Annotated in this window: 23 protein-coding genes; 4 read left to right on the plus strand and 19 right to left on the minus strand. The window is 59.4% G+C overall.

Annotated elements, in window-relative coordinates; translation table 11 throughout:
- Nucleotides 1-41 precede the first annotated feature (41 nt).
- The 10 genes from AACY19_RS21440 to ccmA all read right to left on the minus strand — a co-directional run bounded on the left by AACY19_RS21440 (nt 42) and on the right by ccmA (nt 7423).
- A complete protein-coding gene (locus AACY19_RS21440) occupies nt 42-446 on the minus strand; it encodes a hypothetical protein (protein WP_339453623.1) in 405 nt (134 codons plus the stop codon).
- Nucleotides 447-472: 26 nt separating this feature from the next.
- Entirely contained in the window at nt 473-1675 is a 1203-nt protein-coding gene (gene ccmI, locus AACY19_RS21445; RefSeq protein ID WP_339453624.1) for a c-type cytochrome biogenesis protein CcmI, read from the minus strand.
- On the minus strand, nt 1672-2142 hold the full coding sequence (locus tag AACY19_RS21450) for a cytochrome c-type biogenesis protein (protein WP_339453625.1): 471 nt from the start codon (nt 2140-2142) through the stop codon (nt 1672-1674). The genes ccmI and AACY19_RS21450 overlap by 4 nt, the downstream gene beginning before the upstream one ends.
- The gene (locus AACY19_RS21455; protein ID WP_339453626.1) at nt 2139-2675 is read right to left on the minus strand and encodes a DsbE family thiol:disulfide interchange protein; all 537 of its coding nucleotides are present in this window, start codon (nt 2673-2675) and stop codon (nt 2139-2141) included. Before AACY19_RS21455 ends, AACY19_RS21450 begins: the two co-directional genes overlap by 4 nt.
- Nucleotides 2672-4660, minus strand: coding sequence for a heme lyase CcmF/NrfE family subunit (locus tag AACY19_RS21460; RefSeq protein ID WP_339453627.1), 1989 nt, complete (start codon nt 4658-4660; stop codon nt 2672-2674). The genes AACY19_RS21455 and AACY19_RS21460 overlap by 4 nt, the downstream gene beginning before the upstream one ends.
- Before the next feature lie 3 nt (nt 4661-4663).
- Nucleotides 4664-5119, minus strand: coding sequence for a cytochrome c maturation protein CcmE (gene ccmE, locus AACY19_RS21465; RefSeq protein WP_339453628.1), 456 nt, complete (start codon nt 5117-5119; stop codon nt 4664-4666).
- Nucleotides 5116-5292 carry a heme exporter protein CcmD gene (gene ccmD / locus AACY19_RS21470; RefSeq protein ID WP_008055370.1) on the minus strand — a complete coding sequence of 59 codons (177 nt, stop codon included), beginning with the start codon at nt 5290-5292 and terminating at the stop codon, nt 5116-5118. The genes ccmE and ccmD overlap by 4 nt, the downstream gene beginning before the upstream one ends.
- Nucleotides 5289-6044 (minus strand): heme ABC transporter permease, encoded by a 756-nt coding sequence (locus tag AACY19_RS21475; protein ID WP_339453629.1) that lies wholly within the window; start codon nt 6042-6044, stop codon nt 5289-5291. Before AACY19_RS21475 ends, ccmD begins: the two co-directional genes overlap by 4 nt.
- A gap of 78 nt (nt 6045-6122) precedes the next feature.
- Nucleotides 6123-6791, minus strand: coding sequence for a heme exporter protein CcmB (ccmB, locus tag AACY19_RS21480; RefSeq protein WP_339453630.1), 669 nt, complete (start codon nt 6789-6791; stop codon nt 6123-6125).
- The gene (ccmA, locus tag AACY19_RS21485) at nt 6788-7423 is read right to left on the minus strand and encodes a cytochrome c biogenesis heme-transporting ATPase CcmA (protein ID WP_339453631.1); all 636 of its coding nucleotides are present in this window, start codon (nt 7421-7423) and stop codon (nt 6788-6790) included. The genes ccmB and ccmA overlap by 4 nt, the downstream gene beginning before the upstream one ends.
- Nucleotides 7424-7620: 197 nt before the next feature.
- Between ccmA and fliK the strand changes: the two genes are divergently transcribed.
- From fliK to AACY19_RS21505, 4 genes are all read left to right on the plus strand, one after another.
- A complete protein-coding gene (fliK, locus tag AACY19_RS21490; protein WP_339453632.1) occupies nt 7621-9195 on the plus strand; it encodes a flagellar hook-length control protein FliK in 1575 nt (524 codons plus the stop codon).
- The gene (locus tag AACY19_RS21495; protein WP_339453633.1) at nt 9192-9521 is read left to right on the plus strand and encodes an EscU/YscU/HrcU family type III secretion system export apparatus switch protein; all 330 of its coding nucleotides are present in this window, start codon (nt 9192-9194) and stop codon (nt 9519-9521) included. The genes fliK and AACY19_RS21495 overlap by 4 nt, the downstream gene beginning before the upstream one ends.
- A gap of 175 nt (nt 9522-9696) precedes the next feature.
- Complete coding sequence (locus AACY19_RS21500) at nt 9697-11421, plus strand: hypothetical protein (protein ID WP_339453634.1); 1725 nt, start codon at nt 9697-9699, stop codon at nt 11419-11421.
- A gap of 42 nt (nt 11422-11463) precedes the next feature.
- Nucleotides 11464-12111 carry a hypothetical protein gene (locus tag AACY19_RS21505; RefSeq protein WP_339453635.1) on the plus strand — a complete coding sequence of 216 codons (648 nt, stop codon included), beginning with the start codon at nt 11464-11466 and terminating at the stop codon, nt 12109-12111.
- 125 nt (nt 12112-12236) lie between these two features.
- On the opposite strand, the gene AACY19_RS21510 is transcribed toward AACY19_RS21505, so the two are convergent.
- From AACY19_RS21510 to AACY19_RS21550, 9 genes are all read right to left on the minus strand, one after another.
- Nucleotides 12237-13865: a hypothetical protein gene (locus AACY19_RS21510; RefSeq protein ID WP_339453636.1), complete on the minus strand. Its 1629-nt coding sequence runs from the start codon at nt 13863-13865 to the stop codon at nt 12237-12239.
- Nucleotides 13866-14064: 199 nt separating this feature from the next.
- Nucleotides 14065-14457 carry a DUF2802 domain-containing protein gene (locus tag AACY19_RS21515; protein WP_339453637.1) on the minus strand — a complete coding sequence of 131 codons (393 nt, stop codon included), beginning with the start codon at nt 14455-14457 and terminating at the stop codon, nt 14065-14067.
- Nucleotides 14458-14943: a chemotaxis protein CheW gene (locus AACY19_RS21520; protein WP_126361291.1), complete on the minus strand. Its 486-nt coding sequence runs from the start codon at nt 14941-14943 to the stop codon at nt 14458-14460.
- A 74-nt stretch (nt 14944-15017) separates the two neighbouring features.
- Nucleotides 15018-15965 (minus strand): CheW domain-containing protein, encoded by a 948-nt coding sequence (locus tag AACY19_RS21525; RefSeq protein WP_339453638.1) that lies wholly within the window; start codon nt 15963-15965, stop codon nt 15018-15020.
- 2 nt (nt 15966-15967) lie between these two features.
- Complete coding sequence (locus AACY19_RS21530) at nt 15968-16756, minus strand: ParA family protein (RefSeq protein WP_339453639.1); 789 nt, start codon at nt 16754-16756, stop codon at nt 15968-15970.
- Between the two features lie 43 nt (nt 16757-16799).
- Nucleotides 16800-17690, minus strand: a complete 891-nt coding sequence (motD, locus tag AACY19_RS21535; RefSeq protein WP_007919992.1) for a flagellar motor protein MotD — start codon at nt 17688-17690, stop codon at nt 16800-16802.
- A gap of 12 nt (nt 17691-17702) precedes the next feature.
- Entirely contained in the window at nt 17703-18443 is a 741-nt protein-coding gene (locus AACY19_RS21540; protein ID WP_095190692.1) for a flagellar motor protein, read from the minus strand.
- Nucleotides 18443-19579 carry a protein-glutamate methylesterase/protein-glutamine glutaminase gene (locus tag AACY19_RS21545; protein ID WP_339453640.1) on the minus strand — a complete coding sequence of 379 codons (1137 nt, stop codon included), beginning with the start codon at nt 19577-19579 and terminating at the stop codon, nt 18443-18445. The genes AACY19_RS21540 and AACY19_RS21545 overlap by 1 nt, the downstream gene beginning before the upstream one ends.
- Nucleotides 19580-19628: 49 nt before the next feature.
- Nucleotides 19629-21911 carry a chemotaxis protein CheA gene (locus tag AACY19_RS21550; protein ID WP_339453641.1) on the minus strand — a complete coding sequence of 761 codons (2283 nt, stop codon included), beginning with the start codon at nt 21909-21911 and terminating at the stop codon, nt 19629-19631.
- Nucleotides 21912-21960 lie beyond the last annotated feature (49 nt).

Consider the following 21960-nt stretch of genomic DNA (forward strand, 5'->3'; position numbering starts at 1 on the left):
AGACAACAAAACGGCGACCCAAGGGTCGCCGTTAGCACTATTCACTGCCCGAATTTTTTGCCCAACCCCGGCGGCACGCCGTGGATGTTGGTGTCTTCCCACGGGCCGTTGGGGCTGATAGAGCGGCTCCAGCCGTTGTTCCAGCGGTAGTAGGTGCGCTGACGGTAGAAGGTGTTGGTCTGGTCGTCGAGGACGTAGACGCCGAGTTTCTGGTCCCAATGGCTGTTGCCGCCCGGTGGTGGCGCGAAGCTGGCCGAGGTGCGCGGCACCGGTTTGGCCGGTTTCGCCGGGATGCTTTTGCCCGGTGTCGGCGAAGTCGGCGGGGTCGGGCCAGGTTGCGACGGCGGAATCGGCGGCAGGTTGGTCGTCGGTTCCGGTCGTTGCACCGCACATGCACTCAAGCCCAAGGCCAGTGTGAGGACTGTGATTCGGGCGATGGTGTGCATGGCGGCGCGTTCCTGTTTTGCCCCGGCTATTTGTCCGGGCTGTCGATGGTCAGTTTTTGTAGCGCGGTGGTGCTGCTGGCCAGAGGGCCGCTGCGACCGACCCATTCGCCGGCAGTCGGTTGGCCGGCGCGTGAGATGCGCGCAACCAGTTGGACTTCAGGGAAGTTCGACAGTTTCAACTGCGGCATCATTGCGTCGGCATCGCCCAGTTCAACGGTCACCGGCAGATCGGCGACGGTCAGGCGCTTGGCCGCCAATGGCGCTGGTGGGCCGGAAGTGGCGCGGGCAAAGATGAACACGCTGTCGCCCGGTTGCACCTTGCCTTTGAGTTCGGTGGCCAGATCGACGCTGACTTTCAACAGAGCGGCTTTCGTCGCTACCGGAGCCTGGGCGACCTTGCCGCCACTGGCCTCCAGACGCTCGGCGGCACGTTGGATGCCACCTTGCAGCGCAGCACGGGAACTGTCCTGCGGCGGCAGTTGCGCCAGTAGACGGTTCCAGTAATCGATGGCTTCCTGATAACGCTCGCCTTCGAATGCAGCGATGCCAAGCAAACCAAGGCTGGTGACTTCTTTCGGATCGGCCTTCAGCGCTTCGTCGGTCAGCGCCTGAATCTTCGCCGACCACTTTTTGCCGTCCGCAAAATACTGCGCCTGCGCCCACTGCCCGAGCAGTTCCGGCTGACGCCCGGCCAGATTGGCAGCGCGTTCGAACATCTTCGCCGCCTCCGCCGGACGTTCTTGCGCCATGTAGGTACGGCCGAGGAAATACAGGCCTTCGGCAGAGTCCGGTTGCGCTGCCACGGCGCGTTCCAGACGCTGGGTCATCTCTTCCATCGACTGCGGCGCCTGGGCGAATTCGCGGGTCAGTTCGACCTTGTCGGCAGCGCCAAAATGCAGATACAGACCGAGGCCCAGCAGCGGCACCAGCACCGCCGCAAGCAACGGCAACGGTTTGCCCAATCGGGAAACGCGCGCGGCGGCAACGCCTTCGGTATCCGCCAGCAACTCACGCGCTGCTTCGGCACGACCGCTGTCCATTTGCGCGGCGTCGAGCACGCCTTCCGCCTGCTGCGATTGCAACTCGGCGACACGCTCCTGATACAACGCAACGTTCAGGGCAGTCCGATCCTCTTCCCGCTGGGCGCGACGTTCGCGCAGTACCGGGATCAGCAGAAAACTCAGGGCGACCAGAAGCAACAGCCCTGCGGCAAGCCAGAAATCAATCATTCTTGGTTTTTATCCAACAGTTGGTCGAGGCGCTGACGCTCATCGGCGGAAAGCGATTGCGGGGTCTCGGCGCGCTGGCCGCGACGACGGCGGACAATCACCGCGATCACCACCAAGCCTCCGAGCAGCAGACCGGCCGGGCCGAACCACAGCAGCGCAGTACTGGCGTTGAGCGCCGGTTTGTAGCGGACGAAATCGCCGTAGCGATCCACCATGAAATCGATGATCTGCTGGTTGTCCTTGCCTTCGCCGAGCATGCGGAAAATCTCTTTGCGCAAGTCAGCGGCAATCGGCGCGTTGGAGTCGGCGATGTCCTGGTTCTGGCACTTGGGGCAGCGCAGCTCCTTGGTCAACTCGCGGAAACGCTCCCGGTCGCCTTCTTTGGCAAATTCATACGTATCGATGGCGGCATGGGCCACACCGACCAGACTCAAGCCCAATACCAGAGCGGCTAAAAAACGCTTCATGGCTTGGCCTCATCGACCAGCGCCTGATACCTGGCCGCGAGTTTTTCCCGCCAGACCTGCTCGTCGATCACCCCGACGTACTTGTCGCGGATGATGCCCTTGGCGTCGATGAAGAAGGTTTCCGGGGCGCCATACACGCCGAGGTTCAGACCCAGCGAGCCTTCGTCGTCACGGATGTCCAGCACGTAGGGATTGTGGAACTCGCTCAGCCATTTCAGGGCGTCGGCGTTGGTGTCCTTGTAATTGATGCCGTAGATCACCACACCGCGCTCGGCGAGTTTGTTCAGCACCGGGTGCTCGACCCGGCAGGAAATGCACCAGGTGCCCCAGACGTTGACCAGTGCCGGTTTGCCGAGAATGTCAGCCTTGGTCAGGGTCTTGTCGCCCTGTACGTTTGGCAGGGAAAACTCCGGAAACGGCTTGTTGATCATCGCCGACGGCAGCTCTGCCGGATCGAGGTACAGACCGCGATAAAGAAACACCGCCACCAGCAGGAAAATCGCCAGTGGCACCAGCATCAACCAACGTCTCATGCAGCTGCTCCCGTCATGCCCAGGGCTTCACGCACCTTGGCTTTCACTTTGACCCGATACCGTCGATCCAGCGCCGCCAGCAAACCTCCGAAGCCGGTGAGCAAGCCGCCGAACCAGATCCAGCGCACGAACGGTTTGACGTGCACCCGCACTGCCCACGCACCGTTGTCCAGCGGTTCGCCGAGGGCAACATAGAGGTCACGGGTGAAACCGGCGTCGATCCCGGCTTCGGTCATCACCGAATTCTGCACGGTGTACAGGCGTTTTTCCGGGTGCAGCACGCTGATTTCCTTGCCGTCACGAATGACACGGATGGTGCCCTTGTCGGAGGTGAAGTTCGGCCCTTCGAAATGCCTGGCGCCTTCGAAGACGAAGTGATATCCGGCCAGATCCATCGACTCGCCCGGCGCCAGACGCAGGTCGCGTTCGGCGCTGTTCTGGCTCGACAACACCACCCCGAGCGCACACACGGCGATGCCCAGGTGAGCGATCTGCATGCCCCAATAGCTGCGGGTCAGGGTCGGCAGGCCTTTGATCAGACCCTTGTGGCGAGTCTTGTCGACGATGTCACGTACACCGGCCAGCAACACCCACGCAGCGAGCAGGAACGTCGCGATCACTGCCCAATTGAAATCGCCATAAGCGACACCGGCCACCACCGCCAGCGCGACGCTGCCGAGCAGGACCGGCGTGAGCATGCTGGCCAGCCATTTCACCGGGGTGTCTTTCCAGCGCACGATCACACCGACCGCCATCACCAGCATCAACAACGCCATCAAAGGAATGAACAGCGCGTTGAAGTACGGCGGGCCGACTGACAGCTTGGCGCCGCTCAGGGCATCGAGAATCAGCGGATACAGGGTGCCGAGCAGAATCATCGACGCCGCCACCACCAACACCAGGTTGTTGCCCAGCAGCAGGGTTTCCCGCGACCACAGGTTGAAACCGACCTGACTCTTGACCACCGGCGCGCGCAGGGCGAACAGCGTCAGCGAACCACCGACGACAAACAGCAGGAAGATCAGGATGAACACGCCGCGCTCCGGATCGGAGGCGAACGCATGGACCGACGTCAGCACGCCGGAGCGCACAAGGAACGTACCCAGCAGACTCAAGGAGAATGCGGCAATCGCCAGCAGCACCGTCCAGCTCTTGAACACGCCACGTTTTTCCGTGACTGCCAGCGAGTGGATCAGCGCGGTGCCAACCAGCCACGGCATGAAGGAGGCGTTTTCCACCGGGTCCCAGAACCACCAGCCACCCCAACCGAGTTCGTAGTACGCCCACCACGAACCGAGCGTGATGCCGATGCCGAGGAAGGCCCACGCCACAATCGTCCATGGACGCGACCAGCGCGCCCACGCTGCATCAAGGCGACCGCCCATCAACGCGGCGATGGCGAAAGCGAAGGCCACCGAAAAACCGACGTAGCCCATGTACAACATCGGCGGGTGAACGATCAGGCCAATGTCTTGCAACAGTGGATTGAGGTCAGCGCCATTGCTCGGCATTTGCGGCAGGATACGTTTGAACGGGTTCGATGTGAGGATCAGGAACAGCAGGAAACCGGTGCTGATCATGCCCATCACCGCCAGCACGCGGGCGAGCATGACTTGCGGTAACTGTCGGGAGAACACCGACACCGCGAAAGTCCAGCCACCGAGGATCAGCGCCCACAGCAACAACGAACCTTCGTGAGCGCCCCACACCGCGCTGAACTTGTAGTACCACGGTAACGCGGTATTCGAGTTGTTCGCCACGTAGGCGACGGAGAAGTCGTCGACCATGAACGCGTAGGTCAACGCGCCGAAGGCGAACAGCAGAAAGGCAAACTGCCCCCACGCCGCCGGCTGGGCCAGGCTCATCCAGAAACGGTCGCCGCGCCAGGCACCGACCAATGGCACCACCGCCTGCACCAGCGCAAAACACAGCGCCAGAATCATCGCCAGATGGCCCAACTCAGGAATAAAAATCGCCGACGTCATCAATCAACCCTCCTTCGCAGGTGTTGGCGCGGATTGACCGCTGTCTTTCAAGGCTTTGGTCACTTCTGGCGGCATGTATTTCTCGTCGTGCTTGGCCAGCACTTCGTCGGCCACCACCACGCCGTCGGCGTTGATCTTGCCCAGCGCGACGATGCCCTGACCTTCACGGAACAGGTCCGGGAGGATGCCGCGGTAGGTAATGGTCACGGACTTGTTGAAGTCGGTAACGACGAATCTGACGTCCAGCGAATCCGGCGAACGTTGCAACGAGCCGGCCTCGACCATGCCACCGGCACGGATGCGCGTGTCCTGCGGCGCTTCGCCGTTGGCGATCTGGGTCGGGGTGTAGAACAGATTGATGTTCTGCTGCAGGGCGCTCAAGGCCAGGCCGACGGCAGCGCCGACCCCGACCAGTACGGCCAGAATGATGATCAGACGTTTTTTGCGCAGCGGATTCACTTGCCGTTCTCCCGGCGCAGACGGCGCGCCTCTTGTTGCAGATACCGCTTGCGGGCCAGGATCGGCGCCGCCACGTTGAGGGCCAGCACCGCCAGACAGATGCCGTAAGCCGACCAGACATACAGGCCATGATGGCCCATGGCGAGGAAGTCGCCGAATGAAGCAAAACTCATCGAGCGGCCTCCAGACTGTTCTGCACTTGTTCTTTCACCCAACTGGCGCGGGCTTCGCGCTTAAGCACTTCAAGGCGCATGCGCAGCAACAGCACGGCGCCGAAGAAGCAGTAGAAACCCAGCACGGTCAGCAACAGCGGCAGCCACATCTCGGCAGGCATCGCCGGTTTTTCCGTGAGGGTGAAGGTCGCGCCCTGGTGCAGGGTGTTCCACCACTCCACCGAGTATTTGATGATCGGAATGTTGATCACGCCGACGATGGCCAGCACCGCGCAAGCCTTGGCGGCGCTGTCGCGGTTGCTGATGGCATTGCCCAGCGCGATCACGCCGAAATACAGGAACAGCAGAATCAGCATCGAGGTCAGGCGCGCGTCCCAGACCCACCACGAACCCCAGGTCGGTTTGCCCCAGATCGCTCCGGTGACCAGCGCCACGGCGGTCATCCACGCACCAATCGGTGCGGCGCATTGCAGGGCGACGTCGGCCAGTTTCATTTTCCACACCAGCCCCACAATCCCGCACACCGCGAGCATCACGTAGATCGACTGAGCGAGCATCGCGGCAGGCACGTGAATGTAGATGATGCGAAAGCTGTTGCCTTGCTGATAATCCGGCGGCGCGAAGGCCAGGCCCCAAACGACGCCGACGCCAATCAGCAGCAACGCTGCGATGCTCAACCACGGCAGGAACTTGCTGCTGATGCCGTAGAACCACTTGGGCGAGCCGAGCTTGTGAAACCAGGTCCAGTTCATACTGTTTCCATCACGGATGCCGCTCATCGGTGTGAGCAGTCTCAGGGTCTTTGCTGGTTAAATTTTAACCAGACCTCATTATTCGCCGACGCTGATCTTCAGGCCAGCCGCTATTGCAAAAGGTGTCAGGGTGATCGCCAGAGCGGTCAGGCTACCCAGCCACAGCAGATACCCGGTCGCCGGCATGCCTTGGAGGGCTGCCTGCAAAGCGCCACTGCCAAGGATCAACACCGGGATATACAACGGCAGAATCAGCAGCGCCAGCAACAGGCCGCCGCGTTTCAAACCGACCGTCAGTGCCGCGCCCACCGCGCCGAGCAAGCTCAGCACCGGTGTGCCCAACAACAACGAAAGCAGCAAAACCGGCAGGCAGGCGACGGGCAAACCGAGCATCAACGCCAGCACCGGTGAGAGTAAAACCAGCGCCAGGCCGGAGAACAGCCAGTGTGCCAGCACCTTGGCCAACACCAGAAGTGGCAGCGGGTGCGGCGAAAGGACCCACTGTTCAAGCGAGCCATCTTCGAAATCACTGCGAAACAGCCCGTCCAGCGAGAGCAGGACCGACAGAAGCGCCGCCACCCAGACTAACCCGGGGGACAGGTTTTGCAACACTTGAGTTTCCGGGCCGACGGCCAGCGGGAACAGCGCGATGACGATGGCGAAGAAAATCAGTGGATTGGCCAGTTCCGCCGGGCGGCGAAACAGCAGTCGGGATTCACGGGCAACCAGCAGGCCAAACACACTCATACTGCCCAGTTCCCCAGATCGATGTCGCGATAACCGGCCGGCATCCGGCTCAGCGTGTGGTGCGTGGTCAAGACCACCAGACCGCCGCGCTCGCAGTGTCTGGCCAGATGCTCTTCGAGTTGCGCCACGCCCTGCTTGTCGAGGGCGGTGAACGGCTCATCGAGAATCCACAACGGCGGACTGTCGAGATACAGGCGCGCCAGCGCCACACGGCGTTGCTGGCCGGCGGAGAGGCTGTGGCAGGGAACGTCTTCGAATCCGCGCAATCCTACCGCTGCCAGCGCTTGCCAAATGGCCTCGCGTTCGGCGGGATGATGCAGGGCGCAGAGCCAGGAAAGATTCTCTTCCGGGGTCAGCAGATCCTTGATCCCGGCGGCGTGGCCGATCCACAGCAGGTTGCGCGCGAGTTCGCTGCGTTGATCCAGCAGTGGCAGGCCATTGAGCAGGACTTGCCCGGCGGTCGGCTGCATCAGGCCGGACAGCAGGCGTAACAGGCTGGTCTTGCCGCTGCCGTTGGGACCGCTGATCTGCACCATGTCGCCACTGGCCAGTCTCAATTCGAGATTTTCGAAGAGCAGCCTAAGATCACGTTCACACGCAAGGGCAACGGTTTGCAGGACAGGACTGGTCAAGGGATCACGGGCCTTATACGGTTCAAGTCGGCTCTGGCGCGGCCGTTAAAGAGATGCAGCATAGATGCAATGACGGCTTGATCCAGAGAGCTGGATCAACAATTGCTATGTTTTTTTATTCGAAGCGCAAGACGGGCGGCATTATACATGGCGTGCCTTACTCTCAAGCGTGCAATTTCCTCAGGTTGTGTCCGCGTATGACAGGCGAAATGAACATCCTCCCGCTCCCGCCCACCACGCCGGCGACCATTCGCCCGCAGGTCGGTGAGCTGCTCAAGCTGTTGACGCCCGTCGAGGGGTTGATCAGTGCCGGGCAAAGCGCCAAGGCCGAGGTGTTGTCGCTCAAGCAAGCGGATCAGACCTTTCAGTTGCTGCTCAAGATCACGCTGGACAACGGCCGTCAAACCACCGTGCAGGCCAGCAGCACTCTGCCGTTGCCCCTGGGCACCAGTCTGGCGATCACTCAGCCATCGGCGGGCAATCTGGCGATTACCGTGCAACAAGCCATCGCCAGCAGCGTCGCCACCCTCACCCGCATCGACACCGCGCAGTTGCCGGTCGGCACGCTGCTGCAAGGCAAAGTGCTGACCTCGCAAGTGCTGCCGCAGGCACCGGGGCAAGCGACGGTGTTTCGCTCGCTGGTCAGTTTGCTCAACACCGCTCAGAGCGGCAGCACACTGACCATCGACAGCCCGCAACCGCTGCGCATCGGCACGCTGCTGTCAGCCTTGGTCGAGGATGCGCAAACCCTGAAATTCCTGCCCCTGAGCAGCCGCCAGGAGCAACTCGCCGTCAGCCAGCAACTGCTTGGCCAGCAAAGCCGCCAAGCCTCGCTGACGGGTTTGTTGAACGCGCTGCAAAATCTGCCGGCCGACACCGACCAGACGTCGCAGGACTTGCGTGCAGTGGTCGACAAATTGCTCGCCAGCCTGCCCGACGTGCAGCAACTGAGCACCGCCAAAGGCGTAGCGCTGGCCCTGGCCAACAGTGGCGCGTTCCTCGAAGCGAAACTGCTCGGCGGACAAAACCCGACACTGGCCCCGGACATGAAGGCCGACCTGCTCAAGCTGATCGCGCAATTGACGCCGGGCTTGCCCAGCAGCACCAGTTTCAACGCGATAATCGCCGCCAACACCCTGGCGCAGGCGCTGCCCAGTTTCGTCCGCAACGCCCTCGGCACCCTCGGCCAGGTCAGCGCCAAACCGGTGCCGAGCAGCTTTCCCCTGCCCGACCGTCTGCTGCAAAATCTGGAAGGCGAAGGCGATCTGGAACAGTTGCTGCGTCTGGCTGCCGCTGCGGTTTCGCGTCTGCAGAGCCATCAACTGTCGAGCCTTGAACAGACCGGCGTCACCGACGATGGCCGCCTGCTGAGCACCTGGCAGCTGGAAATTCCGATGCGCAACCTGCAAGACATCGTGCCATTGCAGGTCAAGTTCCAGCGCGAAGAAGCGCCGGAGCGCGAACCGCAGCCGGACGAACGGCGCGATGAGCGCGAGCCCAAACAACACCTGTGGCGCGTCGATCTGGCGTTCGACATGGAACCGCTCGGACCGATGCAGATTCAGGCGCAACTGATCGCCGGCAGCCTGTCCAGCCAACTGTGGGCCGAACGGCCATACACCGCTGACCTGATCGAAAACAACCTGTTCGCCCTGCGCCAGCGCCTGCTTGATCGCGGGCTGAACGTCGGCGATATCGACTGCCATCTCGGCACCCCGCCGCAAGGCAATCAAACCCGTCTCGAACACCGCTGGGTCGACGAAACCGCATGAACGATTCCACTGCCCCACGCCAGGCCATCGCCCTCAAATACGACGGCAACCACGCCCCGACCCTCACCGCCAAGGGCGACGAAGAACTGGCCGAAGAAATCCTGCGCATTGCTCGCGATTGCGAAGTGCCAATCTACGAGAACGCCGAGTTGGTGCGCTTGCTGGCGCGGATGGAACTGGGCGACAGCATTCCAGAGGAGTTGTATCGCACCATCGCCGAAATCATCGCGTTTGCGTGGAATCTGAAGGGCAAATTCCCCGAGGGGCAAGATCCGAATGCGCCAACGGTCGAGAAGGACATCACCCTGCGGGGCGACGATTACTAAGCCCTGAAAGCAAAGATCGTCGAGAAACCGTCAGCGTCCTGTGTGACTGAAAATACCCTGAACTGTATACCGCTCGTCGCCACTGTCAGATCTGACAGTGGCGCGAAAAATCGCTGTTGCTGTCAGATAAGCAGACAGCGTTGTATGTCGGCGCTGCCCTTTCAGGAGCGTTCAGATGACCCTCACCTACGAAGCGGACGACAGCCTCTCGGGAAGTAATTTGCTGGCCCTTGGGCCGCCGAATATCCCCTATCTTATTACACCGATTGATGGCGAAGAGGGCTACCACGGAGGCATTGGCGCGCAAAGTCTGATGAATGAACTGCTCGTTATCGTTGATCCGTGGTCAGGCCAAGAATTGGGCCATCGATGCCAGCTATTCTGGGATGACGACACAAGCCCAGTCCTTTCGCAAATCATCGATACGCCAGAAGAACTCAACGCTCCTGTGCTCTTCCGCATTCCGGCAACCCAAATTCATGATGGAAGAGCCTACCCGGTGTTCTACCGTGTCAGACGCAACAGCGGTAACGAAAGCGACTCGCTCAAACTCAACATTTTGGTCAAGCGCACGCTGCCGGGAGGCGTGCTCAGCAAACCCGAACCATTGGGTCACCCTGGACTGGGTTACACCTTGACCCCGGATCTCAAGGATGGCGTCGATGGCGACATCGCCAGGCGAGGCGTTTCCATGCGTATCTTGCCTTACCAGAACATCACCATTTTCGACGGGATAGTCGCGCGATGGGGGGATGAGGAACAGGTGATTCACTACCCGATCACGCCCGAGCAAATCAGTGATCCGCAAAATCATCCTATCCTTATCAGGTTCGATGAAGATCTGATCAGACGCGCAGGTGACGGTACTCACTTGATCACCTATCAGGTGATTGATCGTTGTGGAAACCGTCCCCATTTCAATGGCCCATGGGCAATTCCCACTGAAGTCACGGTGAACGTGAATCGCATCCCGGCACCGACGGTGTCGGGTGAGCAGAATGGCATCCTTGACCCGGCCTACTTGACTGAGATTCAAGTGATCGGGTCCGGGGTCGGCTTGATGAGTGGAGACAACGTCCATGTCCATTGGCAAGGCCGCCAGGTAAGGGAAACTGCCGCAAAAATCTATCCAGGGACCGGCGCGTTGGCTTTCCGGATACCTCTTGCATGGGCTCACGAAAGCGATACGAGCACAGTCAATATCACCCTGCGCGTAGAACGTTCGGGCGAAAAACTCACCTCCGAACTTAAAGCACTGGTGGTCAAAACAACGATCAGCCTCACGCCACCCGCCGTCATTGAAGCGTACGGCGAACGAGGCGAGCATTTGAAGATGGAGGATATTTACCACTCCCGACATGTAACAGTCCAAGTAAAGCAATATGGCGGAATGGCCGTCGGACAAACCATACGAGCTCGCTGGGCTTCCGCACGAAATACCTATGACAGCGTGATTACGAGAGTCGATAACGTAGGCCCGATGAACTTCAAAGTCCCCCGGCTGGAAGTAGTTGATGCCATCGGGAGCACCGTGCCGGTCAGCTTCACCGTTCGAACTTTCCCTGGCGGTCCGCTGCACCGCTCGCAATCCCTGCGCTTAACCATCGACGCGCAAGCATTTGTCCTGACACCTCCGCGCCTCACGCCTGATCTCAGCACCGTCACTGTCCGATACCCGGGAATGGCTACGGGTTATCACGCTCGCGTGCGTTTCGCAGGTATCGAAACAAGGAAGACAGACTGGCAAGACCTGAAGACGGGTGCAACGGCAGAGTTTTCGATTCCTAAAAGCTGGATACAGGAAAATATCGGAAAAACTGTATTGATTAACTACAGCGTCAACCGCCGCGGCGTCGCTGAAAACAGCATGTTCTCTCAAGTTCTGAGAGTGCAGTTGTAAAGCCGGGACTTGCAGAAAATTCCAAACAAGGACATCGCAAGCATGAGCACCGAAACGCACGCACTGAATCTTACCGCCCCAAAACTTCTGGAAGCCTACGGAACCGATGGAAACCGGTTGAACGTCAACGATGTATATACCAACAGCCATGTCAACGTTCAGGTACCGAAATACGTCGGCATGTTAAAAGGGCAAACCATAAGGGTTCGCTGGACCAGTGGCCGATATGTGTATGAGACGCAAACATCGACAGTTGGCACACCCGCGCCACAGGTTTTTAGAATTCCTCGCATTGAAGTCATCGACGCTATTGGCGGCCTTGTGGCTCTCAACTACAGCGTGCGCACCGCTTCTGGACTTCCGCTGCAGATATCCAAAGCACTGACGTTGCGAGTTGATCCTCAACCTTTCGACCTGGTTGAACCGAGGCTGTCCGAAGACCGAAAAATAGTGACTGTGAAATTCTTGAACATGACGACTGGTTTCACAGCAAAAGTTAGATGGCATGGCATCGTTGTACGCGACACTGAAAGCAAACCGATTCTGAATGATTCATCGATACCTTTTAGTATCCCAGCGAGTTGGGTATCAGAAAATGCTGGAAAAACAGTATTGATCAATTACAGCGTTCATCGTTCAGGGTCAAACGCCAACCTGATATTTTCGAAAGCACTCCGCCTAAACCTTTGAAATCGCGGCATAGCGTTAAAGCCCACGATACAAAACTTCCGCATTATGGGCTTTTTTCATGCTTTAACCCGGACAACCAAAACAGCAATCGCACCACACTCATTTAAAATCAAATGCAGGCCTTGTTACTTACCCACTACCGAGACCGACTGTTCCGCCGCATGAAAACTGAACAATGCATCTTCTCCATCGAAGGTCAATCTTATAACTGGCAAATAATTCGATGTTTGCTCGTAATAATCGTTTTGCATGAACCGAGCTCCATCCAATGCGACCACTGGATTGGCAGAGTAAACATAAACGAACGCCTCCAAAGGTAGTTTCTGTGGAATACCTGGAGGCCATGCCGCTGTTACGACTTCATTGGTATAAGCCAGATCGGCGGCGTACTCGAAATTGCTTCTACCCTGCACGAAAATCGTAAATTGCTCTCTATTCGGACCTAAAGCGCACTGATGGTAAAAGCGATTTGCCGTACCCGTTACGGAATGATAGTGGGATCTCCATGCAGATAGAGTCAAAATATTCATTTCCTCACAAGAATCCCCTTCGTTTGGATAATATTTATGGCGTCCACAAGAGTGTTTTCTGTAAGTCCCAGTAGCACCATCACCTGGAAATGAGCATCGCACATTGATAGGATGCGCGCGGGACTTGATGGCAAACTCCGTGCTTTTGAATACGAAACCCTGCTTCTCAGAAATATAAAGCCCTTTCATCTTTACGTCTTTGCGAAGAAAAGAGAAAGAAACTCCATCGCGTAAAATAGATCCAGAACTAGGATCCCAAGCGTGATAATTTTTTGTTGCTTTGGTTGTCCGAATCAGGACGCCACTACAAAAATAAGCCGCGTTCCCGGCACAGTCATTAGACACATTCGAAAAACGGGCATTCAATTGCTGCGCCACGGTCTGACCATAAACCTGTTCCGCACTAGAGAAACTGAACACATTCTTGTCCGGAGCAGTAAGATCCAATTTGACAATAGGCAAATAAAGCGAAGTCGCCAGATAATACTCACGTTGAAACTTCTGTGCATCCCCCAACTTACCTGGCACCGACGCATCATAAAAGACAGCTTCTATAGGCAACGCTTCCGGTTTACTTTCATCCCATGTCTTAACCAGAACCTCAGTGGGCTTGGCTGTCCATATAGCATTCACAAGCTTGTGTGCTTCCAGACTGGCCTTGAATTGTGCAGCGACAACCGTACTTAATGAACATTGGTTCTTTGGCAAAGAATCATGCTCCTTGAAGTTCTTCAACCATGCTGCAGCCGTAGTGGGACTGCCCCATAACTTTGCACAGTTGGCAAGATCAGGATCCGCTTTCGCCACTTTCGGTGCAAACCCACACCCATGATCGGCCCGCACATCCAGAGACTCGGTTGGAAACGGAAAAACGCAGCGCAGATGCAACGCCTTGCCATCTGCAAGAGCAGAGGTTTGGTCCTTGAGGATAAAACCGCTTTTACGATTGCCGTTCACTGCGGTACTGCCAATATCAGATCGTATGTAGGTAAAGGCCACAGACCCTAGCTTTGTCGCTTTCGACCCATAATCCCAAAACTTGAAGAACGTGCTGTAATCCACCCCCCTCAGGAGGATACCGGAACAATAATAGGCGGGAGTTCCATTTGAGCATTGCGCGACATTGCTTTGATATTTTGCATTCAAGTCCGCCACTAATGCCTGACCGGACATGGCGTTGACAGCAGCGGAGAAAGCGAAAGTCAGGAACAGGAATAGTTTCATGTTCATACCCTGATAAAGTTGAATTCATCTCGAGTATGTTGAGTGCCGAAGATCGATATCCACTGTCAGTTCTGACAGTTCCGACCAGCGGCACTGTCAATTAAAAGCAAAAAAAATCGCAGCCTTCGGCAGCTCCTACATCGGGATAAGCGTTTCCCCTGTAGGAGCTACCGCAGGCTGCGATCTTTTGATCTTGCTTCTAGTTCTTGTGAAGCTTGCGCATCAACTCCGCCTCAGCCTGGGTCAAGCCACAGGACTGAGTCAGCTCATCAACGCTTGCGCCCATGCCCACCAGTTTCGCCGCCTGGGCGAACGACAGGCTGGAGGGATCGCGCTGTTCAAGCGCAACGATCTTGTCCGGCAACGGACTCACCACCGCGCGCAGTTCATGCAGGGCTTCGCCCATGCGCACGTTGCCGTTCTGGTAATCGTCGACGCGCTTGGCCAGGTCCTTGATGCGCTGATCACGCAGCGCATCGCCCTGAGCCTGTTGCGCGGCGATCACCCGCTGCGCCTTGATGTACGCCAGAAACATTGCCAGCGTGCCTGCCCAGAAGAGGAACAGGACAATGACCGCAACCTCGAGAATCAATCAGATGCTCTCCAGTTCCGACCATTCTTCTTCGCTCATCATCTTGTCCAGCTCGACCAGGATCAGCAACTCGTTGTTCTTGTTGCACACGCCCTGGATGAACTTGGCCGACTCTTCGTTACCGACGTTCGGTGCGGTTTCGATTTCCGACTGACGCAGGTAAACCACTTCAGCCACGCTGTCGACCATGATCCCGACGACTTGCTTGTCGGCTTCGATGATGACGATACGGGTGTTGTCGCTGATCTCGCCGCTGTTCAGGCCAAAGCGCTGACGGGTGTCGATCACGGTGACCACGTTACCGCGCAGGTTGATGATGCCCAGCACGTAGCTGGGTGCGCCCGGCACCGGAGCGATCTCGGTGTAGCGCAGCACTTCCTGAACGCGCATCACGTTGATGCCGTAGGTTTCGTTGTCCAGCTTGAAGGTCACCCATTGCAGGATCGGATCTTCAGAACCCTTTGCCGCCGTCGCCTTGTCGTTCATACCCTAGCCCCTCGAAGTACCGCCCTAGCGGTGTATGTTTCGTTTTCCGGCACATCGATGCCGGTAGTGTCTGTTTATGTCGGTTTGTGGTTCGGCTTACTGCCGGACATGTGCTTTGCCCCGCCGCTGGCGATCAACTCGGCCAGTGCGGCGACATCGAGCAAGGCGCACATGTGTTCAATCACCGTGCCGGCGAGCCATGGCCGCTGACCTCGATGACTTCTCCATTTGATTTCACTCGGGTCCAGGCGCAACGAGCGGCTGACCTGATGCACCGCCAGGCCCCACTCGTAACCTTGTACCGAAATCACGTACTGCAAGCCCTGACGGAAGTCATCGCGGTAACGATCCGGCATGACCCAGCGCGCGGTGTCCAGCACTTTCAGGTTGCCGGCCTGGCTCGGCAGAATCCCGAGGAACCATTCCGGCTGCCCGAACAGCGGCGTCAGTTCGTGGCCGGCCAGCGAATAGATCGAGCCGAGGCACACCAACGGCACGGCCAGGGTCAGCCCGGCGACGTCGAACAGCAGGCATTCGAACGCTTCCGAAGCCCAGACCGGACGACCATCGGTGTCCACCGGTGGCGGCGTGTTGCTTGGCGGCAGATGCACTTCCACCAGCGGCGGGACCCGCGTCTGTTCGACGGGCGCGGGCGCGGGTGCAACTGGAGCCGGAGCCGGCTCGACCGCCGCCGGTTCCAGCGCGGTTTTCAGCAATTGGGTTTGCAGCAGCGGCGCGAGGGTCGACACTGGCGCGCGGGTTTCTTCAATCAATGCCACTGGCGCTTTCGGCGTCGGGGCAGCGACTGGCGCAGCAACCGGTTTGGCGGCTTTCTGCGCATCACGCGCCTGCTCTTCCAGCACCGCTGCCTGAAACTCGTCCAGTGCCTCGGCGCTTTCCACAACGTCAGGCTGCGCCGCAACGACCGCTGGCAGCGCTTCTGGAACGTCATGCAGCAGGTCTTCCAGATAGGACTGCAAGGCCAATTGCGGGCGCGAGGTGAGTTTGACCGGGCGATTCATGCTCACGCCACCTGCGGAACAAGTTGTTGCGCCAACAGATGCTTGAGCAACGCGCGGTAGGCCAGCACGCCCCGGCTCTTGCCGTCGAATTGCGAAGGCGTGACACCGGCACGGCTGGCGTCGCGCAGACGGGTATCGACCGGGATGTAACCCTGCCAGATCTCGTCCGGAAACTTGTCACGCAGCACGCGCAAGGTATGCATGGATGCCTGGGTACGGCGATCAAACAAGGTCGGCACAATGCTGAACGGCAGCGCCTGTTTGCGCGAGCGGTTGATCATCGCCAGGGTGTTGACCATGCGCTCCAGGCCTTTGACAGCCAGGTGTTCGGTCTGCACCGGAATCACCAGCTGCTGACTCGCCGCGAGGGCGTTGACCATCAGCACGCCGAGCAATGGCGGGCTGTCGATGACGGCGTAATCGAAGTCCTGCCACAGCTGCGCCAGACTCTTGGCGATCACCAGACCCAAGCCACTCTGCCCTGGCGACTGACGCTCAAGGGTGGCCAGCGCGGTGCTCGACGGCAGCAGGGAAATGCGCTCATCGCTGGTCGACAACAGCAGTTGCCCCGGCAGGCCTTGCGGCACGCTGCCCCTGTGCAGGAACAGGTCGTAGTTGCTGTGTTCGAGGCTGTCGGGGTCGTAACCGAAATAGCTGGTCATCGAGCCGTGCGGATCGAGGTCGACGACAACCACACGCTTGCCCGCCTCCGCCAGCAATCCGGCTAAAGCGATGGAAGATGTGGTTTTACCGACACCACCCTTTTGATTGGCGACTGCCCAGACTCTCATTCGGTTCGTTCCTCCCGGCCGATATGCTCGACCGAGACATAGCTCAGCGTGTTAATGCGGGTGACGGAGAATTGACGGCACTCTCGCGTCCCGGCGTCTTGACCGGGGTCGGTGCAGTTTGTGTGCCAGCACGCTTCAAAGCGGCGTCCGGTTGCGCATTGGCGGTTCCGGTGCCCGTGAGGCTGCGGCGAACATCGAGATTGCGCGACACCACCAACACCACGCGACGGTTTTTCGCACGGCCTTCGGCAGTGGCGTTATTGGCGACCGGCTGAAACTCGCCGTAGCCCACCGAAGCCAGGCGACCGGGGTTCACACCCTGCATGGCCAGCATGCGCACGATGCTTGCCGAACGCGCCGAGGACAATTCCCAGTTGGTCGGGTACTGCGCGGTGCGGATCGGTTGATCGTCGGTAAAGCCTTCGACGTGGATCGGGTTGTCGAACGGTTTCAGAATCGCCGCCACCTTGTCGATGATGTTGAACGCGATGTCGCTGGGCATCGCGTCGCCACTGCCGAACAACAGGCTGGAGTTGAGTTCGATCTCGACCCACAGCTCGTTGCCGCGCACGGTCATCTGGTTGGAACTGATCAAGTCGCCGAAGGCGGCGCTGATGTCATCGGCGATGCTTTTCAAAGGATCGCTGGCCCCGGCGATGCCAGCGTCGACCTGCTCGGCGTCCTTGACCAGCGGCTTGGCCGGGGTCACGGTTTTCGGTCGTTCATCTCCGATCGGAATCGGCTTAAGCGAACGGTCGGAATCGGTAAAGACTCCGATCAGCGCTTCGGAAATGACTTTGTACTTGCCTTCGTTGATCGACGAGATCGAGTACATCACCACGAAGAACGCGAACAGCAACGTGATGAAATCCGCGTAGGACACAAGCCAGCGCTCGTGGTTGACGTGTTCTTCCTGATGCCTGCGACGGGCCATGAGGTTATTCCCTTAATCCATGAAGCCTTGCAGCTTCAACTCGATGGAGCGTGGGTTTTCACCTTCGGCGATCGACAGAATGCCTTCCAGCAACATTTCGCGATAACGCGACTGCCGTAACGCGATTGACTTCAGCTTGGCGGCGACGGGCAGCAGGATCAGGTTGGCACTCGCCACACCGTAGATCGTGGCGACAAACGCCACGGCGATGCCACTGCCCAGTTGCGTCGGATCAGCGAGGTTGCCCATCACGTGGATCAGGCCCATCACCGCACCGATGATGCCGATGGTCGGCGCATAGCCGCCCATGCTTTCAAAAACCTTGGCCGCTTCGATGTCGCGCGCTTCCTGCGTGTAGAAATCCACTTCGAGGATGCTGCGGATCGCTTCCGGCTCTGCACCGTCGACCAGCAATTGCAGGCCTTTGCGCGAGTAGCTGTCGGGTTCGGCATCCGCCACGCCTTCCAGCCCCAGCAAACCTTCTTTACGGGCGGTAAGGCTCCAGTTGACCACGCGGTCGATACCGCCAGCCAGGTCCACGCGAGGCGGAAAGAAAATCCAGGCCAGGATCTGCATGGCGCGCTTGAACGCGCTCATCGGCGATTGCAGCAGCGCGGCACCGATGGTGCCGCCCAGCACGATCAGCGCCGCCGGGCCGTTGGCCAGCGCACCGAGGTGACCACCTTCCAGGTAGTTGCCGCCGATGATGGCGACGAACGCCATGATGATCCCGATAAGGCTTAAAACATCCATCAGATACACGCCTCGACGATGTGCTTGCCGATGTCGTCCAGACCGTATACCGCGTCAGCGAGGTCGGCTTTGACGATGGCCATCGGCATGCCGTAGATCACGCAACTCGCCTCATCCTGAGCCCACACCGAACTGCCGCCCTGCTTGAGCAGACGCGCGCCTTCGCGACCATCGGCGCCCATGCCGGTCAGCACCACCGCCAGAACTTTGTCACCGTAGGATTTCGCGGCGGAACCGAAGGTAATGTCCACGCACGGCTTGTAATTCAGACGCTCGTCGCCCGGCAGGATTTTCACCGCGCCACGGCCGTCGATCATCATTTGCTTGCCACCCGGCGCCAGCAACGCCAGGCCCGGACGCAGAATGTCGCCATCCTCGGCTTCCTTGACGCTGATGCGGCAGAGCTTGTCGAGTCGCTCGGCAAAGGCCTTGGTAAACGCCGCCGGCATGTGCTGGATCAGCACGATGGGCGCCGGGAAGTTCGCCGGCAATTGCGTGAGTACCCGCTGCAGAGCAACCGGGCCGCCCGTCGAGGTGCCGATGGCAACCAGTTTGTAGGCTTTGCGTTTGGGCGCTGGCGACGACGCGCTGGCGGCCGGCGCGCGAGTGGGTGCCGGTGCAGGCGCCGGACGTGCCGGCGCGCTGGTGCTGTGGCTACTGAAGCTTGATGCCGCCGGGGTCGGCGCAGGTGCAGGTGCAGCCACTGGCGCCGGTGCGCTGTAGGCACTGAAACGCCGGTTGCTGCGCGAGATGCTGTGCACCTTCTCGCACAGCAGTTGCTTGACCTTCTCCGGGTTACGGGAGATGTCTTCGAAATTCTTCGGCAGGAAATCCACCGCGCCGGCGTCCAGCGCATCCAGGGTCACCCGGGCGCCTTCGTGAGTCAGCGAGGAGAACATCAACACCGGGGTCGGGCAGCGCTGCATGATGTGCCGCACCGCCGTGATGCCATCCATCATCGGCATCTCGTAGTCCATGGTGATCACGTCCGGCTTGAGGGCCAGGGCCTGATCGATCGCCTCTTTACCGTTGGTTGCCGTGCCGACAACCTGGATGCTCGGATCTGCTGAAAGAATTTCCGAGACGCGGCGGCGGAAAAAACCCGAATCGTCCACCACCAGGACTTTGACTGCCATAAACACTCCATTAGGTGCAGCGGAGCGTGATCGCCCCGCTGCCCCGGATTCAAATACGCCGTGCGGCGTAACGCTTGAGCATGCTTGGAACATCGAGAATCAGAGCGATGCGGCCGTCACCGGTGATGGTGGCGCCGGACATGCCCGGAGTGCCCTGCAGCATTTTGCCCAATGGCTTGATGACCACTTCTTCCTGGCCGACCAGTTGATCGACGACGAAGCCGATCCGCTGAGTGCCCACCGAAAGGATCACCACATGGCCTTCGCGCTGCTCTTCGTGAGCGGCAGAGCGGACCAGCCAGCCCTTGAGATAGAACAATGGCAGCGCCTTGTCCCGCACGATCACCACTTCCTGGCCGTCCACCACGTTGGTGGTCGACAGGTCGAGGTGGAAGATTTCGTTGACGTTGACCAACGGGAACGCAAACGCCTGGTTGCCGAGCATGACCATCAGGGTTGGCATGATCGCGAGGGTCAGCGGCACCTTGATGACGATCTTCGAGCCCTGGCCCTTGGTCGAGTAAATATTGATCGAACCGTTGAGCTGGGAAATCTTGGTCTTCACCACGTCCATGCCGACACCGCGGCCAGACACGTCGGAGATCTCGGTCTTGGTCGAGAAACCGGGGGCGAAAATCAGGTTGTAGCACTCGGTATCGCTCAGGCGATCAGCCGCGTCCTTGTCCATCACACCGCGTTTTACCGCGATGGAACGCAGGACGTTCGGGTCCATGCCTTTGCCGTCATCGGAGATCGACAGCAGGATGTGATCGCCTTCCTGCTCGGCGGCCAGCACCACGCGACCGCCACGGGCCTTGCCCGACGCTTCGCGCTCTTCCGGCGACTCGATGCCGTGGTCGACCGCGTTGCGCACCAAGTGGACCAGCGGGTCGGCCAGGGCCTCGACAAGGTTTTTGTCGAGGTCGGTTTCTTCACCCACCAGTTCCAGGTTGATCTCTTTCTTGAGCTGACGCGCCAGGTCGCGAACCAGACGCGGGAAGCGCCCGAAGACCTTCTTGATCGGCTGCATCCGCGTCTTCATCACCGCGGTTTGCAGGTCAGCCGTGACCACGTCGAGGTTCGACACGGCCTTGGACATGGCTTCATCGCCGCTGTTGAGACCCAGGCGCACCAGACGGTTACGCACCAGTACCAGCTCGCCAACCATGTTCATGATTTCGTCGAGACGCGCGGTGTCGACCCGCACGGTGGTCTCGGCTTCGCTCGCCGGTTTTTCCGGTGGCGGTGCCGCGGCGGCGCGGGCCGGAGCCGGTGCGGCAGCGGCCGGTTTTGGCGCTTCGGCTTTCGGCTCAGGCTTGGCGGCGGGCTTCGCTGGCGCAGCGGCAGCCGGTGCCTTGGCGGCTGGCGCGGCAACCGTCGAAGCACTGCCCGCCGTGGCGGCGCCGACTTCGGAGAACTTGCCTTTGCCATGCAATTCGTCGAGCAGCGATTCGAATTCGTGATCGGAGATCAGATCGCTGCCGGCAGCGGCGGCGGCCGGAGCGGCTGGCGCAGCCGGTGCCGAGGCAATGGCCGACTCCAGCGCTTCAACGGCGAAGTTGCCTTTGCCGTGCAACTGATCGAGCAGGGCTTCGAATTCGTCGTCGGTGATGTCCGAGCTGTCGCCTGCCGCCGGTGCTGCCGGTGCTGCCGGAGCGGCCGCCGTCGGGACTACCGCATCAACGGCGAACTGGCCTTTGCCGTGCAGTTGATCGAGCAGAGACTCGAACTCGGCGTCGGTGATTTCATCGCTAGCGGCTTCATTGGCCGTTTGCGCAGGAGCAGCTGCCGGGGCTTCGGCTTCGGCCTTGACGGCGTTCAGTGAATCCAGCAGTTGTTCGAATTCGTTATCGGTGATGTCGCCGGAATCGCCGGAATCGCCCTCGACGACCAGCTCTTCGATCATCTCGGCCACTGGCGAAGCCGGGGCTTCGTCCGCCGATTGCGGTTCGGCCAGACGCGCCAGGGCGGCCAGCAGTTCCGGGGTGGCAGCGGTGATCGGAGCACGCTCGCGGACTTCGCTGAACATGCTGTTCACCGCGTCCAGTGCTTCGAGGACAACGTCCATCAGTTCTGCATCAACGCGCCGCTCACCCTTACGCAGGATGTCGAACACGTTTTCGGCGATGTGACAGCACTCCACCAGCTCGTTGAGCTGAAGGAAGCCGGCGCCCCCTTTTACAGTGTGGAAACCGCGAAAAATTGCGTTGAGCAGATCTGCGTCATCCGGGCGGCTTTCCAGCTCGACCAGTTGTTCGGACAGTTGCTCAAGAATCTCGCCGGCCTCAACCAGGAAATCCTGAAGGATCTCTTCATCGGCGCCGAAGCTCATTAATGGGGTGCTCCTACAGGTCTAAAAACCCAAAAAACCTAAAATTCCA

The sequence above is a fragment of the Pseudomonas sp. EA_5y_Pfl2_R50 genome (assembly GCF_963970475.1).
In the GTDB taxonomy this organism is placed as follows: Bacteria; Pseudomonadota; Gammaproteobacteria; order Pseudomonadales; family Pseudomonadaceae; genus Aquipseudomonas.

Bases quoted from the DNA above. Each gene is read 5' to 3' on its own strand.
- AACY19_RS21440 (WP_339453623.1), bottom strand. From the start codon at position 446: ATGCACACCATCGCCCGAATCACAGTCCTCACACTGGCCTTGGGCTTG.
- ccmI (WP_339453624.1), bottom strand. From the start codon at position 1,675: ATGATTGATTTCTGGCTTGCCGCAGGGCTGTTGCTTCTGGTCGCCCTG.
- AACY19_RS21450 (WP_339453625.1), bottom strand. From the start codon at position 2,142: ATGAAGCGTTTTTTAGCCGCTCTGGTATTGGGCTTGAGTCTGGTCGGT.
- AACY19_RS21455 (WP_339453626.1), bottom strand. From the start codon at position 2,675: ATGAGACGTTGGTTGATGCTGGTGCCACTGGCGATTTTCCTGCTGGTG.
- AACY19_RS21460 (WP_339453627.1), bottom strand. From the start codon at position 4,660: ATGACGTCGGCGATTTTTATTCCTGAGTTGGGCCATCTGGCGATGATT.
- ccmD (WP_008055370.1), bottom strand. From the start codon at position 5,292: ATGAGTTTTGCTTCATTCGGCGACTTCCTCGCCATGGGCCATCATGGC.
- AACY19_RS21475 (WP_339453629.1), bottom strand. From the start codon at position 6,044: ATGAACTGGACCTGGTTTCACAAGCTCGGCTCGCCCAAGTGGTTCTAC.
- ccmB (WP_339453630.1), bottom strand. From the start codon at position 6,791: ATGAGTGTGTTTGGCCTGCTGGTTGCCCGTGAATCCCGACTGCTGTTT.
- fliK (WP_339453632.1), top strand. From the start codon at position 7,621: ATGACAGGCGAAATGAACATCCTCCCGCTCCCGCCCACCACGCCGGCG.
- AACY19_RS21495 (WP_339453633.1), top strand. From the start codon at position 9,192: ATGAACGATTCCACTGCCCCACGCCAGGCCATCGCCCTCAAATACGAC.
- AACY19_RS21500 (WP_339453634.1), top strand. From the start codon at position 9,697: ATGACCCTCACCTACGAAGCGGACGACAGCCTCTCGGGAAGTAATTTG.
- AACY19_RS21505 (WP_339453635.1), top strand. From the start codon at position 11,464: ATGAGCACCGAAACGCACGCACTGAATCTTACCGCCCCAAAACTTCTG.
- AACY19_RS21510 (WP_339453636.1), bottom strand. From the start codon at position 13,865: ATGAAACTATTCCTGTTCCTGACTTTCGCTTTCTCCGCTGCTGTCAAC.
- AACY19_RS21520 (WP_126361291.1), bottom strand. From the start codon at position 14,943: ATGAACGACAAGGCGACGGCGGCAAAGGGTTCTGAAGATCCGATCCTG.
- AACY19_RS21525 (WP_339453638.1), bottom strand. From the start codon at position 15,965: ATGAATCGCCCGGTCAAACTCACCTCGCGCCCGCAATTGGCCTTGCAG.
- AACY19_RS21530 (WP_339453639.1), bottom strand. From the start codon at position 16,756: ATGAGAGTCTGGGCAGTCGCCAATCAAAAGGGTGGTGTCGGTAAAACC.
- motD (WP_007919992.1), bottom strand. From the start codon at position 17,690: ATGGCCCGTCGCAGGCATCAGGAAGAACACGTCAACCACGAGCGCTGG.
- AACY19_RS21540 (WP_095190692.1), bottom strand. From the start codon at position 18,443: ATGGATGTTTTAAGCCTTATCGGGATCATCATGGCGTTCGTCGCCATC.
- AACY19_RS21545 (WP_339453640.1), bottom strand. From the start codon at position 19,579: ATGGCAGTCAAAGTCCTGGTGGTGGACGATTCGGGTTTTTTCCGCCGC.
- AACY19_RS21550 (WP_339453641.1), bottom strand. From the start codon at position 21,911: ATGAGCTTCGGCGCCGATGAAGAGATCCTTCAGGATTTCCTGGTTGAG.